We start from the raw sequence: 16,962 nt of genomic DNA on the forward strand, positions 1-16,962 counted from the left end.
ATGTCCTTGAAAAGCAGTGGCACTTGATAACGAGACGTACAAGAAGACGCATGAGCGTAAAAAAACCTCACTGCGCGGCGATGCACGCGCGCAGTGAGGCGGGCCGGGTCAGATGTCCCAGACCAGGTTGACCGCGAAGTTGCGGCCCGGCTGGGTCAGGCGGTCGAGGTTGGCCGGGCTCAGCACCGCGGCTTCGCCGACGCTGTCGTAGCCGCGCACGTCGTCCCACAGCCAGTACTTTTTGTCGGTCAGGTTGTAGATGCCGCCGCTGACGGTGACGTCGTCGGTGACCTTGTAGAACCCGGTCAGGTCGAGAATGCCGAAGCCCGGCGACTTGAACTGGCTGCTGACGCCGTCCGGCGACTTGAACTGGCTGTCGTCGACGCGGTCCTTTTTCTTCACCACGGTCCAACTCAGCAGGCCGCCGTAGTTGTCCTGGTCGTAGCCCAGACCGAACACGCCGGTCAGCGGGTTGACGCTGTTGAGCGGCTCGCCGGTGTCGTTGTTGCGACCGTAGGCGTAGGCGACCGAACCCTGGGTGTACAGACCCTGCGGCGCCCCGAACGCGTCCAGGTTCAGGCGGCCCTTGACCTCGGCGCCCTTGATGGTGGCGTGCTTGATGTTGTTGGTCTGGAAGGTCAGCTCGCTGTAGCCGGGCGTGACTGCGTCTTCGTTGATGAAGTCGCGGTACTTGTTGTAGAAGACCGCCACATCGAACGAGCCGGATTCGAAGTTGCCGCGCAGGCCGGTCTCGTAGCTCTTGCTTTTCTCCGGCTCCAGATCCGGGTTCGGCGCCACGTTGTAGCCGGTGGTGCTGTTCTCGAAGCGGCCGTACAGCGCCTTGGCGGTCGGGGTGCGGAAGCCTTCGGCGTACTGGCCGTACCAGGTATAGTTCTCGGTCAGGGCGTAGGTCAGGCCGAACTTGGGCGAGACTTTGTGCCAGGTCTTGTTCGAATCGCTGACCGTGCCTTTGCCGTCGGCGGCCACGGTGTTGAGGAACTCCTGGGTGATGTGCGGCTTGAGCTGGGTGTAGTCGTAGCGCAGGCCCGGCAGGAAGGTCCAGTCGTTCCAGCTGATCTGGTCCTGGGCGAACAGGCTGTAGGTATTGATGGTCGGATCCGGGAAGTCGCTGGACTTCTTCAGCACGTCGGCTGCACTGGTGGCGCCGATGGCGGTGCAGCCGCGGCCGACCGCCAGGCACTTGCCGTCGCCGCTGCGCGAGCCGGTGACTTCCTGCCGCTTGATCGTGGTGCCGTAGGTCAGGACATGGTCGGTGGCGCCGAGGCTGAAAGCCTTGTCCAGCTGCGCGTCGAACACCCACTGCTTTTCTTCGTAGACCGTGTCGCGGGTGCGCAGCACCTTGCGGGTCATCGGGTAGTAGAACTCCTCGGTGCTCTGGTCGGTCTTGGCGGTCTGATGGTTGAGGCTCCACTTCACGTTGTCCGCCAGCAGGCTGTTGAGCTCGAAGCTGTGCTCCAGGCCGAAGCGCTCGCGGGTGATGGTGTCGTTGCCGGTGCGCCACTGGTACATGCCGCCGGGCAGCACGCTGTTGGGGAGGGTCGGCGCGCCGTTGAAGTAGGGGCCGCCGTAGGCGCTTTTCTGGTCGGTGTCGCGGTCGTCCTTGTATTTCTCGTAGGTCAGGCCCAGGCGCGAGCCCTCGGCGTAGTTCCAGCCGAGCTTGGCCAGCACGTTGCTCGCCTTGACGTCTTCCGGGTTGGCGGCGGTGCGGTCGAGGCCGGTGCCGTTGTTGCTGCCGTAGGAGTCGGTTTCATGGCCGTCGCGCTGGCTGTAGTGCAGCAGGCCGTCGAACCGGTCGGCGCGGCCGGCGACGGTGGCGGACTTCAGCCAGCTTTCGTCGGCGGAGCTGTAGCCGGTCTTGAGGCGGGCGCCGACGTCCTTGCCGGGCTTGATGATGTCGTCCGCGTCGAGGGTGTAGTAGCTCACGGCGCCGCCGATGGCGTTGCTGCCGTACAGCACCGAGGCCGGGCCGCGGAGGATCTCCACGCGCTTGACGATTTCCGGGTCGACGTAGTTGCGTTGGGTCTTGGCGTAGGGGCCGTTGAAGAAGCCGTCCGGCACTTCGACGCCGTCGACCTGGGTCAGGATGCGGTCGCCGTCGATGCCGCGGATGTTGTAGCCGCTGATCCCGCCGCGCTGGCCGGCGCCGCCCACGGAGACGCCGGGCTCGTAGCGCACCAGGTCCTTGATGGTGTTGACGTTGCTGCGGTCGAGCTCTTCACGGGTGTGCACGGTGACGGTGGCGGGCACGCTGTTCACCGACTGTTCCTGGCGGGTGGCGCTGATGGTCACCTGATCCAGGTTGAGCGCGCCGGCGGTGCTGCGTTTCTCCAGCACGACGTTGTTGTTGCCGATCTTGCGAAAGCTCAGGCCGGTTCCCGCCAACAGGCGCTCCAGGGCTTTTTCCGGCGGCAGCGAACCGCGCACGCCCGGCGACGACACGCCTTCCCCCAGTTGCGCCGGCAGGCCCACCTGCCAACCGGTGACGGCGGTGAACGCATTGAGCGCCGACACCAGCGGCTGCTGGGCGATGGCGAACGAGTAGTCGCCCATGTTGCGCGCAGGCTGTTCGGTGGCCGCCATCAGCGGTGCGGTGCCGGCCATCAGGATGGCGGCCGTCAGCAGCGACAGTACGCGGGAAGGGGAAGCGGTCTGGCGGGTAAGGCGTGATGACATCGATAGCGCTCCGTGTCGCACGAATCTTTATAGGTGCTGATCCGCGTCCGGAGATGCGAATCAATTGCATTGGCTATAACGAGACGTACGAGCTTCGGCTATCGAGTAAAAATAATTCTCATTTAGTTCAGGATCACCAGCGCCGGGAATTCCTTCAGGCGCGCGGAGGTGATGTGGGCCAGGGAACGCACCACGTCCAGCGGCTGGTCGAGGCGGTAGTTGCCGGTGACGGCGACGTCGGCCAACTGCTCGTTGGTGTTGATGATCCAGCCTGGATAGTAGCGGCGCAGCTCCGCCAGGACCTGGCTGAGCGGGCAGTTCTCGAAGATCAGCCGGCCCTGCACCCACGCAAGGTCGGTGGCGGCGTCCTGTTTGGCCGGGCGGTCGAAGCCGTTGGGGCCGATGCGGATGCTTTCCCCGGCCGACAGGCGCACCCGGGCGTCGTCCCCGGTGGCGCGCAGGTCGACGTCGCCGCGCTGCACGCGCACCTGGGCCACGCCGTCCAGGTAGCGCACGGCGAACGCGGTGTCGTGCACGCTGGCCTTCACGGGGCCGGCGTCGATCTCCAGCGGCTGGCTGCGGTTGGCGGCGATCTCGAAGAACGCTTCGCCCTGGTACAGCCGCGCCACCCGCTGGCGGTCGTTGATGGTGCTGGAAAATGCCGAGTTGGTGTTGAGCAGGACTTTGGAACCGTCCTCCAGTTGCAGGCGCTGGCGCTCGCCGACCACGGTCAGGTGGTCGGCCTGCAGGCGCATCGGCAGGTTGCTGAAGCTGAACAGGCCCAGCACCAGCACGGCGGCGGTGGCCAGCGGTTTCCAGTGCGGGCGCAGGCGGGTGAGGACGGTGACTTTCTGCGGTTTGGCGGCCAGCGCCTGGGCGCACTGCGCCACTTGCGGGCCGTCCCAAATGGCCTGGGCCTTTGCGAAGGCTTCGGCGTTGCGCGGATCGGCCGCCAGCCAGGCGTGGAACTGCCGGGTCTGCTCTTCGTCCGGACTGCCGAGCGCGATGAGCCAGTCCAGGGCCTGGTCCATTGCGTTGGCGGCGTCCTGCGCCGTATCGGGCGAAGGCGGGCGGTGGGTGTCCGTCACGGTGTTTCCTCGGCAGTGTCGTTGCACGGCTGTTTTTTTAGTGAAGCGTAAAAGTCGGGCAAGGGTAACAAAGCCCGATGATCCGCGCAGTCGCTGCTCGGACTTACAGACCTTTCCTACGGCTTCAGTCGCCGTTCAAGCGTTCGGCGACGCCGATGCAGATGGTCATGATCAGCTTGAGTTCTTTCTGCACGGTGCTGAGGGACACGTCCAGCTCGTCGGCGATCTGCTGGTAGCTGTGGCCGTGCAGGCGGCTGAGGATGAAGATCTGCTGCTGGCGGGGGCTGAGTTCACTGAGGCTCACGTTCAGGCGCTCCAGCAGTTGTTCTGCATGGGCGGCGTCTTCGGCGCTGCTGGCGGGGGCGGCGACGCTGTGCACCACCTCCTGCGGGACGTCGTCGACCATGGTGCGCGCGTGGATCTTGCGGGCGCGCAGATGATCCAGCGCCAGGTTGCGGGCGGTCTGGAAGACGAAGGGTTCGAGGTGATCGATGGCCCGCTCGCCCAAGGCCCGGGTCACGCGCAGGTAGGTCTCCTGCAGCAGGTCTTCGGCGGTGCTGGGGTTGTTGACCATCCGTTGCAGCGTGCGCAGCAGCGAACTGCGCTGGGCAAGGAAGACGTGGTTGAACTGTGCCTGACTCACGGGAGGACCTGATCCGTTTCGATCAAATGATAATGCTTATCATCCAGTCGAATGGTCAAGCTCTGATTTCAGATTGAAATCAGGCACTTCATGCGGGAGCGGTGGCATCCCCCTGTCCCTGTGGGAGCCAGCCTGCCGAAAGCAGTCGCTCCCACAGAACGATCCGGGGTCACTCGGCGTTGCACAGCGCCAGGCAGTTGTCCAGCATGCGGTTGGAGAAGCCCCATTCGTTGTCGTACCAGGCCAGCACCTTGAGCAGCTTGCCGCTGACCTTGGTGTGGTTGGCGTCGAAGATCGACGACAGCGGATTGTGGTTGAAGTCGCTGGAAACCAGCGGCAGGGCGTTGTAGCCGAGGATCTTCGAGTGCTGGCTGGCGGCCTTGAGCAGCGCGTTGACCTCGTCGGCGGACGCCTCGCGCTTGAGCTGCACCGTCAGGTCCACCAGCGACACGTTGATCACCGGCACGCGCACGGCCATGCCGGTCAGCTTGCCGGCCAGTTCCGGCAGCACCAGGCCCACCGCTTCGGCGGCGCCGGTCTTGCTCGGGATCATGTTCTGGGTGGCCGAACGGGCGCGGTACGGGTCGCTGTGATAGACGTCGGTCAGGTTCTGGTCGTTGGTGTAGGCATGGATGGTGGTCATCAGGCCGCTTTCGATCCCCAGTTCGCGGTGCAGCACCTGGGCCACCGGGGCCAGGCAGTTGGTGGTGCACGAGGCGTTGGAGATGATCTGGTGCGAGGCGCGCAGGATGTCGTGGTTCACGCCGTAGACGACGGTGGCGTCGGCGCCTTTGGCCGGCGCCGAGATGATCACCTTGCGGGCGCCGGCGCTGATGTGCGCGGCGGCCTTGGCGCGGTCGGTGAACAGGCCGGTGCATTCGAACACCACGTCGATCTTTTCCGCGGCCCAGGGCAGGTCGGCCGGATTGCGGATGGCGCTGACGGAAATGCGGTCGCCGTTGACGGTCAGGCTCTCGTTGTCATGGGCGACTTCGGCATCGAACGTGCCGTGAACGGTGTCGTACTTGAGCAGATGGGCGTTTATCGCGCTGTCACCCAGGTCGTTGATGGCGACGATCTGCAAGTCCTGCCGATAGCCTTGGGTATACAGTGCGCGCAGGACGTTACGGCCGATGCGGCCAAAACCATTGATTGCGATTCGAAGAGTCATTGAACAGCGCCGCCGTCGTTTTGTTGTTGGAATTACAAGATTATTCGCAAAAAAATAGAAAACAAGCCTTTTTGGTGGCAGTATTTTGTTTTATCTACAACGAGTGACCTGAATCAACTGGTTCGAATGATCAAGAAAACCGTCCGTCATCCCGAGCGCGCGGGCCTTTGATCAGCATAGACAATCAGGTCGCCACATCCGTTAGCCTGGAGTTCTACACATGCATCCCCGCGTTCTTGAGGTCACCGAACGGCTTATCGCCCGCAGCCGCGCCACGCGCCAGGCTTACCTTGCATTGATTCGCGGCGCAGCCTCCGACGGGCCGATGCGCGGCAAGCTGCAATGCGCCAACTTCGCCCACGGCGTGGCCGGCTGCGGCAGCCAGGACAAGCACAGCCTGCGGATGATGAACTCGGCGAACATCGCCATTGTTTCGTCTTACAACGACATGCTCTCGGCGCACCAGCCGTACGAGGTCTACCCGGAACTGATCAAGAACGCCCTGCGCGAGATCGGCTCGGTGGGCCAGTTCGCCGGCGGCACCCCGGCCATGTGCGACGGCGTCACCCAGGGCGAGCCGGGCATGGAGCTGAGCCTGCCGAGCCGCGAAGTGATCGCGATGTCCACGGCGGTGGCGCTGTCGCACAACATGTTCGACGGCGCGCTGATGCTCGGCATCTGCGACAAGATCGTGCCGGGCCTGATGATGGGCTCCCTGCGCTTCGGCCATCTGCCGACGATCTTCGTGCCGGGCGGGCCGATGGTCTCGGGCATCTCCAACAAGGAGAAAGCCGACGTGCGGCAGAAGTACGCCGAAGGCAAGGCCACCCGCGAAGAGCTGCTGGAATCGGAGATGAAGTCCTACCACAGCCCCGGCACCTGCACCTTCTACGGCACCGCCAACACCAACCAGTTGCTGATGGAAGTCATGGGCCTGCACCTGCCGGGCGCGTCGTTCGTCAACCCGAACACGCCGCTGCGCGACGCGCTGACCCGCGAAGCCGCGCACCAGGTCACCCGCCTGACCAAGCAGAACGGCCACTTCCTGCCGATCGGCGAGATCGTCGACGAGAAGGCGCTGGTCAACTCCATCGTCGCGTTGCACGCCACCGGCGGCTCCACCAACCACACCCTGCACATGCCGGCCATTGCCATGGCGGCGGGCATCCAGCTGACCTGGCAGGACATGGCCGATCTCTCCGAAGTCGTGCCGACCCTGAGCCACGTCTATCCGAACGGCAAGGCCGACATCAACCACTTCCAGGCCGCCGGCGGCATGGCGTTCCTGATCCGTGAACTGCTCGACGCCGGCCTGCTGCATGAAGACGTCAACACAGTGCTTGGCCACGGCCTGCGCCGCTACACCCAGGAGCCGTTCCTCGACAACGGCGAGCTGGTGTGGCGCGACGGCCCGACCGAGAGCCTCGACGAAAACATCCTGCGCCCGGTGGCCCGCGCGTTCTCGCCGGAGGGCGGTCTGCGGGTGATGGAAGGCAACCTCGGTCGCGGCGTGATGAAGGTCTCCGCCGTGGCGCTGGAGAATCAGATCGTCGAAGCGCCGGCCATGGTGTTCCAGGATCAGCAGGACCTGGCCGACGCATTCAAGGCCGGCCTGCTGGAAAAGGATTTCGTCGCCGTGATGCGCTTCCAGGGCCCGCGCTCCAACGGCATGCCGGAGCTGCACAAGATGACGCCGTTCCTCGGCGTGCTGCAGGACCGCGGCTTCAAGGTGGCGCTGGTGACCGACGGGCGCATGTCCGGCGCCTCGGGGAAAATCCCGGCGGCGATCCACGTCAGCCCCGAAGCTTATGTGGGCGGCGCTTTGGCGCGGGTGCAAGAGGGCGATATCATCCGCGTCGACGGCGTCAAAGGCACCCTGGAACTCAAGGTGGACGCCGCCGAATTCGCAGCGCGCGAACCCGCCAAAGGCCTGTTGGGCAACAACATCGGCAGCGGCCGCGAGCTGTTCGGCTTCATGCGCATGGCCTTCAGCTCGGCGGAGCAGGGCGCCAGCGCCTTCACTTCTGCCCTGGAGACGCTTAATTGAAACTGGCTTTGGTCGGTGACATCGGAGGCACCAACGCACGGTTTGCGTTGTGGAAAGATCAGCAGCTCGAATCGGTGCAGGTGCTGGCCACGGCCGACCATGCCAGCCCGGAAGAGGCCATCGGCCTCTACCTGAGCCGGCTGGGCCTGGCGCCGGGCGCCATCGGGTCGGTGTGCCTGTCGGTGGCCGGTCCGGTCAGCGGCGACGAATTCAAGTTCACCAACAACCACTGGCGCCTGAGCCGCCAGGCGTTCTGCCAGGCCTTGCAGGTCGAGCGGCTGTTGCTGGTCAACGACTTCTCGGCCATGGCCCTGGGCATGACCCGCCTGCAGCCCGGCGAATTCCGCGTGGTCTGCGAAGGCACGCCGGAGCCGCTGCGCCCGGCGGTGGTGATCGGCCCGGGCACGGGGCTTGGGGTCGGCACGTTGCTGGACCTGGGCGAGGGCCGGTTCGCCGCGTTGCCGGGGGAGGGCGGGCACGTCGACTTGCCGCTGAGCAGCCCGCGCGAGACCCAACTGTGGCAGCACATCCACAGCGAGATCGGCCATGTCAGCGCCGAGACCGCCCTGAGCGGCGGCGGTCTGCCGCGGGTCTACCGGGCGATCTGCGCGGTGGACGGGCATGAGCCCACGCTCGACACGCCGGAGGCGATCACCGCTGCCGGCCTGGCGGGGGATCCGGTGGCGCTGGAGGTGCTGGAGCAGTTCTGCCGCTGGCTCGGCCGCGTGGCCGGCAACAACGTGCTCACCACCGGTGCCCGGGGCGGGGTCTTCATCGTCGGCGGTGTGGTGCCACGCTTCGCCGATTTCTTCCTGGCCAGCGGTTTCGCCAAGAGCTTCGCCGACAAGGGCTGCATGAGCGACTACTTCAAGGGCATCCCGGTGTGGCTGGTGACGGCGCCGTATTCGGGCCTGACGGGCGCCGGTGTGGCGCTCGAACAGGCTTAGGGCCGAGTCGGCTTCATCGCTGGCGAGCCAGCTTCCACAGGTGTTGTGATCAACGCAGACCCCTGTGGGCGCTGGCTGGACAGCGATGGGATCAGAGTCGGTGACAAATTTCCAAGGTTCATCAGGCATAATCCGTCCCAATTCCAATAATCAGGATGCCTTCGAAGTGAGCTCAGTCAACAAGTCGATTTTGTTGGTCGATGACGACCAGGAGATACGCGAGTTGCTGCAGACCTACCTGACCCGCGCAGGGTTTCAGGTACGGGCCACGGCTGACGGCGCCGGTTTCCGCCAGGCGCTCAACGAGGCGCCGAGCGATCTGGTGATCCTGGATGTGATGCTGCCCGACGAGGACGGCTTCAGCCTGTGCCGCTGGGTGCGCCAGCATCCGCGCCAGGCCCAGGTGCCGATCATCATGCTCACCGCCAGTTCCGACGAGGCCGACCGGGTGATCGGCCTGGAGCTGGGCGCCGACGACTACCTCGGCAAACCGTTCAGCCCCCGTGAGCTGCAGGCGCGGATCAAGGCGTTGCTGCGTCGGGCCCAGTTCGCCCAGGAGCGCAGCGCCAGCGAGGTGCTGAGCTTCGACGAGTGGCGGCTGGACATGGTCAGCCACCGGCTGTTCCACACCGACGGCGAAGAAGTGATCCTGTCCGGCGCCGACTTCGCGCTGCTCAAGCTGTTCCTCGACCACCCCCAGGAAATCCTCGACCGCGACACCATCGGCAACGCCACCCGCGGCCGCGAGCTGATGCCCCTCGACCGCATCGTCGACATGGCCGTCAGCCGTCTGCGCCAGCGCCTGCGCGACACGGAAAAGCCGCCGAGGCTGATCCGCACCGTGCGCGGCAGCGGTTATCAACTGGCGGCCAATGTGGTTGCCGGCAATGGCCACTGAGTTTTTGCGCAACCTGGCCGGCAAGGTGCCGATGCCGCGTTCGCTGCTCGGGCGGATGCTGCTGCTGACGCTGTTGGCGGTGCTGTTCGCCCAGACCCTGTCCAGCGTGATCTGGGTCTCGCAGCTGCGGGCGACCCAGCTCGAAGGCCTGGTCACCAGCGCCCGCAGCCTCGCCCATTCGATGACTGCCAGCGTCAGTTACTTCCGCTCGTTGCCGGTGGCGTACCGGCCGCTGGTGCTCGATCAGTTGCGCAGCATGGGCGGCACCCGTTTCGTGGTGACCCTCAACGACAAGCCGCTGGACATGGACGTGCTGCCGGTCACGCCGCGCAAGGCTGCCGTGATCACGGCGGTGGACGAAGTGCTGCACCAATCGTTGGGGCACGACACCGACATCCTCGTGACCTTCGTCAGCCCCGAAGACCTGCGGATCTTCAACGCCGGACTCAAGCTCGATGAACTGCCGCGGTCCTGGGCCCACTACGCGCTGACCCTGGAGCCGGTGAACCCGCCGGTGCTGGTCACCCAGATCCAATTGGCGCCGGGCGAATGGCTGTACATCGCCTCGCTGTTGCCCGAGCCGTACACCAGCCTCGAAGAGCAGGGCCTGCCGACGCAGCAGGTGTGGTTCATCGTCTTCACCAGCGGCTTTTTGCTGCTGTTCATCGGCTTGCTGGTGCATTGGCAGAGCCGCCCGCTCAAGCGCCTGGCGCGGGCGGCGCGGGAACTGTCGCTGGGGGCCGACGTGGAACCGGTGGCCGAAGGCGGCGGCAGCGAAGTGGTCGAGGTGGGCCGGGCGTTCAACACCATGCGCGAGCGCATCAGCCGTTACCTGACTGAGCGCAGCCAGTTGTTCAGCGCGATCTCCCATGACCTGCGCACGCCCATCACCCGACTGCGCCTGCGGGTCGAACTGCTGGAGGACGAAGCGCTGCAGGCCAAGTTCGGCCGCGACCTGGATGAGCTGGAGATGCTGGTCAAGGGCGCGCTGCAATGCGTCAAGGACACCGACATCCACGAAAACATCGAGCCGGTGGATCTCAACCATGTGCTGGAATGCCTGGTGGAGCCGTACCTGGCGCCCAACGGCAATGGCCGCGTGACCCAGCACGGGCGGGCGCTGGCGACATACCCGGGCAAGCCGCTGGCGCTCAAGCGCTGCATCGGCAACCTGATCGACAACGCCCTCAAGTACGGGCAGAACGCGCACCTGCACATCGACGACGATGAGAGCGCCTTCGTGCTGCACGTCGACGACGAAGGGCCGGGGGTGCCGCAGCAGCGGCTGGAGCAGGTGTTCGAGCCGCATTTCCGCCTGGCCGGGCAGCAGCAAGGTTATGGGCTCGGGTTGGGCATTGCGCGCAACATCGCCCACAGCCACGGCGGCGAGGTCACGCTGCAGAACCTGCGCGAGGGCGGCCTGCGGGTGACGTTGCAGTTGCCGCGCAGCGCCGATTAGCCGGGCCGCGTCAGCTTTTTTCGTGGGCTGGCCCGCTCCCATACTGGGCCTGTGATCGACGCAGCCCCCTGTGGGAGCGGGCTTGCCCGCGAAGGCGTCCTGCGAAACGACACAAATGTCACCGGTCGGTGACAAACCCCGTCCCCTTCGTTACAAGCCCGCCCCGGCCCGTTGTTTAGACTCCCCGCAGTCATAACAACAAAAAAGGCCACCCATGGATCACTTCAATCCAGGCTTCAGCAGTTGGCTGAACGCCCCTGCCCACCAGCGCTGGCTCGCCGACGAAGGCTTGCGCCTGCTGGACTTCGCCAAGGCCTCGTGGCTGCCGGAGGGCTTCGGCAACCTCGACGGGCGCGGTCGCCTGCCGGCCGGTGCGCACGCCGAAACCATGAATACCGCCCGCATGACCCACAGTTTCGCCATGGCCCACATCCAGGGCCTGCCAGGCTTCGCCGAGCTGGTCGATCACGGTGTCCGCTCGCTGCGCGGCCCGCTGCGCGACGCCGTGCACGGCGGCTGGTTCGCCACCGCCGAGCACCGCGACGGCAACACCGGCAAGAACGCCTACCTGCACGCGTTCGTCGCCCTGGCCGCCAGTTCGGCGGTGGTCGCCCGACGCCCCGGCGCCGAAGCGCTGCTCGACGACGCCATCGACATCATCGACACCTGCTTCTGGAGCGACGAAGAGGGCGCGATGCGCGAATCCTTCAGCCGCGACTGGCGCGAAGAGGAAGCCTACCGCGGCGCCAACAGCAACATGCACGCCACCGAGGCCTTTCTCGCCCTGGCCGACGTCACCGAAGACCCGCGCTGGCTGGTGCGCGCCCAGCGCATCGTCGAACGGGTGATCCACGGCCACGCCGCCGCCAACGGCTACCTGGTGATCGAGCACTTCGACCGCGACTGGCAGCCGCTGCGCGAATACAACCGCGACAATCCCGCCGACGGTTTCCGCCCCTACGGCACCACGCCGGGCCACGGCTTCGAATGGGCACGGCTGATGCTGCACCTGGAGGCGGCGCGGGTACGGGCCGGCATGCTCACCCCCGGCTGGCTGGCCACCGATGCGCAGAAACTGTTCGAGGAAAACTGCCGTCACGGTTGGGCGGCGGACGGTGCGCCGGGCATCGTCTACACCCTCGATTGGGACAACAAGGCCGTCGTGCGCCATCGCCTGCACTGGACGCACGCCGAAGCCAGCGCCGCCGCCAGCGCCTTGCTCAAACGCACCGGCGAAGAGCGCTACGAAGCCTGGTACCGGCTGTTCTGGGAATTCTGTGAATTGAAGTTCATCGACCGCTGCGACGGCAGCTGGCACCACGAACTCGATCCGCTGAACCGCCCCAGCGCCGACATCTGGCCGGGCAAGCCGGATCTCTACCACGCGTGGCAGGCCGTGCTGATTCCCCGCCTGCCCCTGGCGCCGAGCATGGCCACGGCCCTGGCGCAGTGGTCCCAGAGCGTTCCTGTGTAACCATGTCGTGACATTCGCGCGTCCCTTCGTTACCTGCGCAGGGATGCGCGCTGTTTAAACTCGTGTGCAGCGCAAGCTCCAGACTTGCATGCATAACAACAAGAAAGGTACCTCTCAGATGAATGCGATTTCTCGCCTCGCCACTGTCATTTCTGTTGCCTCCCTGTTCCCGCTCGCTGCGCTCCCTCTGAGTGTTTCCGCCGCCGAATCCAAAGGATCGGTGGAAGTCGTGCATTGGTGGACGTCCGGCGGCGAGAAGGCAGCGGTCGATGTGCTCAAGGCCCAGGTCGAAAAAGACGGCTTTACCTGGAAGGACGGCGCCGTGGCCGGCGGTGGCGGCGCGACCGCCATGACCGTGCTGAAAAGCCGCGCAGTGGCCGGCAACCCGCCGGGCGTGGCCCAGATCAAGGGTCCGGACATCCAGGACTGGGCCTCCACCGGCCTGCTCGACACCGACGTGCTCAAGGACGTCGCCAAGGCCGAGAAGTGGGACAGCCTGCTCGACAAGAAAGTCTCCGACACCGTGAAGTTCGAAGGCGACTACGTGGCCGTGCCGGTGAACATCCACCGCGTCAACTGGCTGTGGATCAACCCGGAAGTCTTCAAGAAGGCCGGCATCGAAAAGGCCCCGACCACCCTCGAAGAATTCTACGCCGCCGGCGACAAGCTCAAGGCCGCCGGCTTCATCCCGCTGGCCCACGGCGGCCAGCCATGGCAGGACAGCACCGTGTTCGAAGCGGTGGTGCTCTCGGTCATGGGCGTCGACGGCTACAAGAAAGCCCTGGTGGACCTCGACGACGCGGCCCTGACCGGCCCGCAGATGGTCAAGGCCCTGACCGAGCTGAAGAAAGTCGCGACCTACATGGACGCCGACGGCAAAGGCCAGGACTGGAACCTGGAAGCCGCCAAGGTCATCAACGGCAAGGCCGGCATGCAGATCATGGGCGACTGGGCCAAGTCCGAATGGACCGCGGCCAAGAAAGTCGCCGGCAAGGACTACGAGTGCGTGGCCTTCCCGGGCACCGACAAGGCCTTCACCTACAACATCGACTCCCTGGCCGTGTTCAAGCAGAAGGACGCGGGCACCGCGGCCGGTCAGCAGGACATCGCCAAGGTCGTGCTGGGCGAGAACTTCCAGAAGGTCTTCAGCATCAACAAGGGCTCGATCCCGGTGCGCAACGACATGCTGGCCGACATGGGCAAGTTCGGTTTCGACTCCTGCGCCCAGACCGCCGCCAAGGACTTCCTGGCGGACGCCAAGACCGGCGGCCTGCAGCCGAGCATGGCGCACAACATGGCCACCACGCTGGCGGTGCAGGGCGCGTTCTTCGATGTGGTGACCAACTACATCAACGACCCGAAAGCCGACCCGGCCGACGCGGCCAAGAAGCTGGGCACCGCCGTCAAGTCGGCCAAGTAACGCTCGCCCCTGCAGGGGCGAGCCCTGCTCGCGAAAGCGGTGGAGCAGCCGGCCGATGTGTCGGCTGACGAACCGCGACCGCCGGCAGGCTGGCTCCCGCAGCTTGCGATCCTCAATCCCTGTACTGGATTTCCCCATGAGTTCTGTCGCTGTGTTCAGCAAGGCCTCGCCGTTCGATGCGTTGCAGCGCTGGCTCCCCAAGCTGGTGCTGGCGCCGAGCATGTTCATCGTGCTGGTGGGCTTCTATGGCTACATCCTGTGGACGTTCGTCCTGTCGTTCACCACCTCGACGTTCCTGCCGACCTACAAGTGGGCGGGGCTGGCGCAGTACGCGCGCCTGTTCGACAACGACCGCTGGTGGGTGGCGAGCAAGAACCTTGCGGTGTTCGGCGGCCTGTTCATCGGCATCACCCTGGTGATCGGCGTGCTGCTGGCGGTGTTCCTGGATCAGCGCATCCGCCGCGAAGGGTTCATCCGCACCATTTATCTGTACCCGATGGCGCTCTCGATGATCGTCACCGGCACGGCGTGGAAATGGCTGCTCAACCCCGGCATGGGCCTGGACAAGCTGCTGCGCGACTGGGGCTGGGAAGGCTTCCGTCTGGACTGGCTGATCGACCCTGACCGGGTGGTGTATTGCCTGGTGATCGCGGCGGTGTGGCAAGCCTCGGGCTTTATCATGGCGATGTTCCTGGCGGGCCTGCGCGGCGTCGACCAGTCGATCATCCGCGCCGCCCAGATCGACGGCGCGAGCATGCCGACCATCTATTGGAAAGTTGTGCTGCCGAGCCTGCGTCCGGTGTTCTTCAGCGCGGTGATGATCCTGGCCCACATCGCGATCAAGAGTTTCGACCTGGTGGCGGCGATGACCGCCGGCGGCCCGGGCTACTCCTCGGACCTTCCGGCGATGTTCATGTATTCGTTCACCTTCAGCCGCGGCCAGATGGGCATGGGCTCGGCCAGCGCCATCCTGATGCTCGGCGCGATCCTCGCGATCATCGTGCCGTACCTCTATTCCGAGCTGAGGACCAAGCGCCATGACTAACCTCGCCGACAAACCTTCCGTCAGCCTGAGCCGCATCGCCATCCACGCCGTGCTTCTGCTCGCCGTGGTGCTGTACCTGGTGCCGCTGGTGGTCATGCTGCTGACCAGCTTCAAGACCCCGGAAGACATCAGCACCGGCAACCTCCTGAGCTGGCCGGCCGTGGTCAGCGGCATCGGCTGGGTCAAGGCCTGGGGCACGGTGGACGGCTACTTCTGGAACTCGATCAAGATCACCGTTCCGGCGGTGCTGATCTCCACCGCCATCGGTGCGCTCAACGGCTATGTGCTGTCGATGTGGCGCTTTCGCGGCTCGCAACTGTTCTTCGGCCTGCTGCTGTTCGGCTGCTTCCTGCCGTTCCAGACCGTCCTGCTGCCGGCCTCGTTCACCCTCGGCAAGATGGGCCTGGCCAGCACCACCACGGGCCTGGTGTTCATCCACGTGGTCTACGGCCTGGCGTTCACCACGCTGTTCTTCCGCAACTACTACGTGACCATCCCCGATGCGCTGGTGAAGGCGGCGCGGCTGGATGGCGCCGGGTTCTTCACGATCTTCCGGCGGATCATCCTGCCGATGTCCACCCCGATCATCATGGTCTGCCTGATCTGGCAGTTCACCCAGATCTGGAACGACTTCCTGTTCGGCGTGGTGTTCTCCAGCGGCGACTCGCAGCCCATCACGGTGGCGCTGAACAACCTGGTCAACACCAGCACCGGGGTCAAGGAATACAACGTTGACATGGCAGCGGCGATGATCGCCGGGCTGCCGACCCTGCTGGTCTATGTGGTGGCAGGCAAGTATTTCGTGCGCGGGCTGACGGCCGGCGCGGTCAAGGGGTAATCATGGCTACGCTCGAACTTCGCAATGTAAACAAGACCTATGGCGCCGGCCTGCCGGACACCCTGAAGAACATCGAACTGTCGATCAAGGACGGCGAGTTCCTGATCCTCGTCGGGCCTTCGGGCTGCGGCAAGTCGACTTTGATGAACTGCATCGCCGGCCTTGAGACCATCACCGGCGGCGCGATCATGATCGGCGACCAGGACGTCAGCGGCATGAGCCCCAAGGACCGCGACATCGCCATGGTGTTCCAGTCCTATGCGCTGTACCCGACCATGAACGTGCGCGAGAACATCGAGTTCGGCCTGAAGATCCGCAAGATGAGCCAGCCGGCCATCGACGAGGAAGTCGCCCGGGTCGCCAAGCTGCTGCAGATCGAGCACCTGCTCAACCGCAAGCCGGGCCAGCTCTCCGGCGGCCAGCAGCAGCGCGTGGCGATGGGCCGGGCGCTGGCGCGGCGGCCGAAGATCTACCTGTTCGACGAGCCGCTGTCCAACCTCGACGCCAAGCTGCGGGTCGAGATGCGCACCGAAATGAAACTGATGCACCAGCGCCTCAAGACCACCACGGTCTACGTGACCCACGACCAGATCGAGGCCATGACCCTGGGCGACAAGGTGGCGGTGATGAAGGACGGGATCATCCAGCAGTTCGGTACGCCGAAGGAAATCTACAACGACCCGGCCAACCAGTTCGTGGCCAGCTTCATCGGTTCGCCGCCGATGAACTTCATCCCCCTGCGCCTGCAACGCAAGGACGGCCGGCTGGTGGCGCTGCTCGACAGCGGCCAGGCCCGCTGCGAACTGCCGCTGGGCGTGCAGGACGCGGGGCTTGAGGATCGCGAAGTGATCCTCGGCCTGCGCCCGGAGCAGATCGCCCTGGCCAACGGCGACGCCAACGGTGCGCCGACCATCCGTGCCGAAGTGCAGGTCACCGAGCCCACCGGTCCGGACACCCTGGTGTTCGTCAACCTCAACGACACCAAGGTCTGCTGCCGCCTGGCGCCGGACGTGGCGCCGCAGGTGGGCGAGACCCTGACCCTGCAGTTCGATCCGGCCAAGGTGCTGCTGTTCGATGCCCAGACCGGGGAGCGCTTGGGCACTGCGGGTGTTGCGAAGGCCGAAGCGCATTCGGCCAATGTCGCCCAGTTCAAGGGGCGCTGAAGAACAAATGTGGGCGCGGGCAAGCCCGCTCCCACAGGGGTGTAAACCGCGTTGGAAAAAAACAGTTAATAACAA

The 16,962-nt window shown here is 65.2% G+C and carries 13 protein-coding genes; 9 read left to right on the forward strand and 4 right to left on the reverse strand.

What is annotated here, in order from left to right; all coding sequences use genetic code 11:
• Positions 1–108: 108 nt before the first annotated feature.
• From CAG33_RS01025 to gap, 4 genes are all read right to left on the reverse strand, one after another.
• Positions 109–2,694, reverse strand: coding sequence for a TonB-dependent receptor (locus CAG33_RS01025; protein WP_085636625.1), 2,586 nt, complete (start codon positions 2,692–2,694; stop codon positions 109–111).
• 122 nt (positions 2,695–2,816) lie between these two features.
• On the reverse strand, positions 2,817–3,782 hold the full coding sequence (locus tag CAG33_RS01030) for a FecR domain-containing protein (RefSeq protein WP_085580523.1): 966 nt from the start codon (positions 3,780–3,782) through the stop codon (positions 2,817–2,819).
• 124 nt (positions 3,783–3,906) lie between these two features.
• Positions 3,907–4,425, reverse strand: a complete 519-nt coding sequence (locus CAG33_RS01035) for an RNA polymerase sigma factor (protein WP_085580525.1) — start codon at positions 4,423–4,425, stop codon at positions 3,907–3,909.
• Between the two features lie 169 nt (positions 4,426–4,594).
• The gene (gap, locus tag CAG33_RS01040) at positions 4,595–5,596 is read right to left on the reverse strand and encodes a type I glyceraldehyde-3-phosphate dehydrogenase (protein ID WP_085580527.1); all 1,002 of its coding nucleotides are present in this window, start codon (positions 5,594–5,596) and stop codon (positions 4,595–4,597) included.
• Between the two features lie 220 nt (positions 5,597–5,816).
• Here gap and edd point away from each other — a divergent pair, with 220 nt between their 5' ends.
• From edd to CAG33_RS01085, 9 genes are all read left to right on the forward strand, one after another.
• Positions 5,817–7,643, forward strand: a complete 1,827-nt coding sequence (edd, locus tag CAG33_RS01045; RefSeq protein ID WP_085629553.1) for a phosphogluconate dehydratase — start codon at positions 5,817–5,819, stop codon at positions 7,641–7,643.
• Complete coding sequence (locus CAG33_RS01050; RefSeq protein WP_085580532.1) at positions 7,640–8,590, forward strand: glucokinase; 951 nt, start codon at positions 7,640–7,642, stop codon at positions 8,588–8,590. The genes edd and CAG33_RS01050 overlap by 4 nt, the downstream gene beginning before the upstream one ends.
• A 166-nt stretch (positions 8,591–8,756) precedes the next feature.
• Positions 8,757–9,488 carry a response regulator gene (locus tag CAG33_RS01055; RefSeq protein WP_085580534.1) on the forward strand — a complete coding sequence of 244 codons (732 nt, stop codon included), beginning with the start codon at positions 8,757–8,759 and terminating at the stop codon, positions 9,486–9,488.
• Positions 9,478–10,947, forward strand: coding sequence for an ATP-binding protein (locus tag CAG33_RS01060; RefSeq protein WP_085580536.1), 1,470 nt, complete (start codon positions 9,478–9,480; stop codon positions 10,945–10,947). Before CAG33_RS01055 ends, CAG33_RS01060 begins: the two co-directional genes overlap by 11 nt.
• Before the next feature lie 214 nt (positions 10,948–11,161).
• Positions 11,162–12,421 carry an AGE family epimerase/isomerase gene (locus CAG33_RS01065; protein WP_085580538.1) on the forward strand — a complete coding sequence of 420 codons (1,260 nt, stop codon included), beginning with the start codon at positions 11,162–11,164 and terminating at the stop codon, positions 12,419–12,421.
• A gap of 118 nt (positions 12,422–12,539) precedes the next feature.
• A complete protein-coding gene (locus CAG33_RS01070) occupies positions 12,540–13,841 on the forward strand; it encodes an ABC transporter substrate-binding protein (RefSeq protein ID WP_085580540.1) in 1,302 nt (433 codons plus the stop codon).
• A gap of 136 nt (positions 13,842–13,977) precedes the next feature.
• Positions 13,978–14,886 carry a carbohydrate ABC transporter permease gene (locus CAG33_RS01075; protein ID WP_085580542.1) on the forward strand — a complete coding sequence of 303 codons (909 nt, stop codon included), beginning with the start codon at positions 13,978–13,980 and terminating at the stop codon, positions 14,884–14,886.
• Positions 14,879–15,724 (forward strand): carbohydrate ABC transporter permease, encoded by an 846-nt coding sequence (locus CAG33_RS01080; protein ID WP_085580544.1) that lies wholly within the window; start codon positions 14,879–14,881, stop codon positions 15,722–15,724. Before CAG33_RS01075 ends, CAG33_RS01080 begins: the two co-directional genes overlap by 8 nt.
• A gap of 2 nt (positions 15,725–15,726) precedes the next feature.
• Positions 15,727–16,887, forward strand: coding sequence for an ABC transporter ATP-binding protein (locus CAG33_RS01085; RefSeq protein WP_085580546.1), 1,161 nt, complete (start codon positions 15,727–15,729; stop codon positions 16,885–16,887).
• The last annotated feature ends 75 nt before the right edge of the window (positions 16,888–16,962 follow it).

This window comes from Pseudomonas sp. B3(2017) (assembly GCF_002113595.1).
In the GTDB taxonomy this organism is placed as follows: domain Bacteria; phylum Pseudomonadota; class Gammaproteobacteria; order Pseudomonadales; family Pseudomonadaceae; genus Aquipseudomonas; species Aquipseudomonas ekonensis.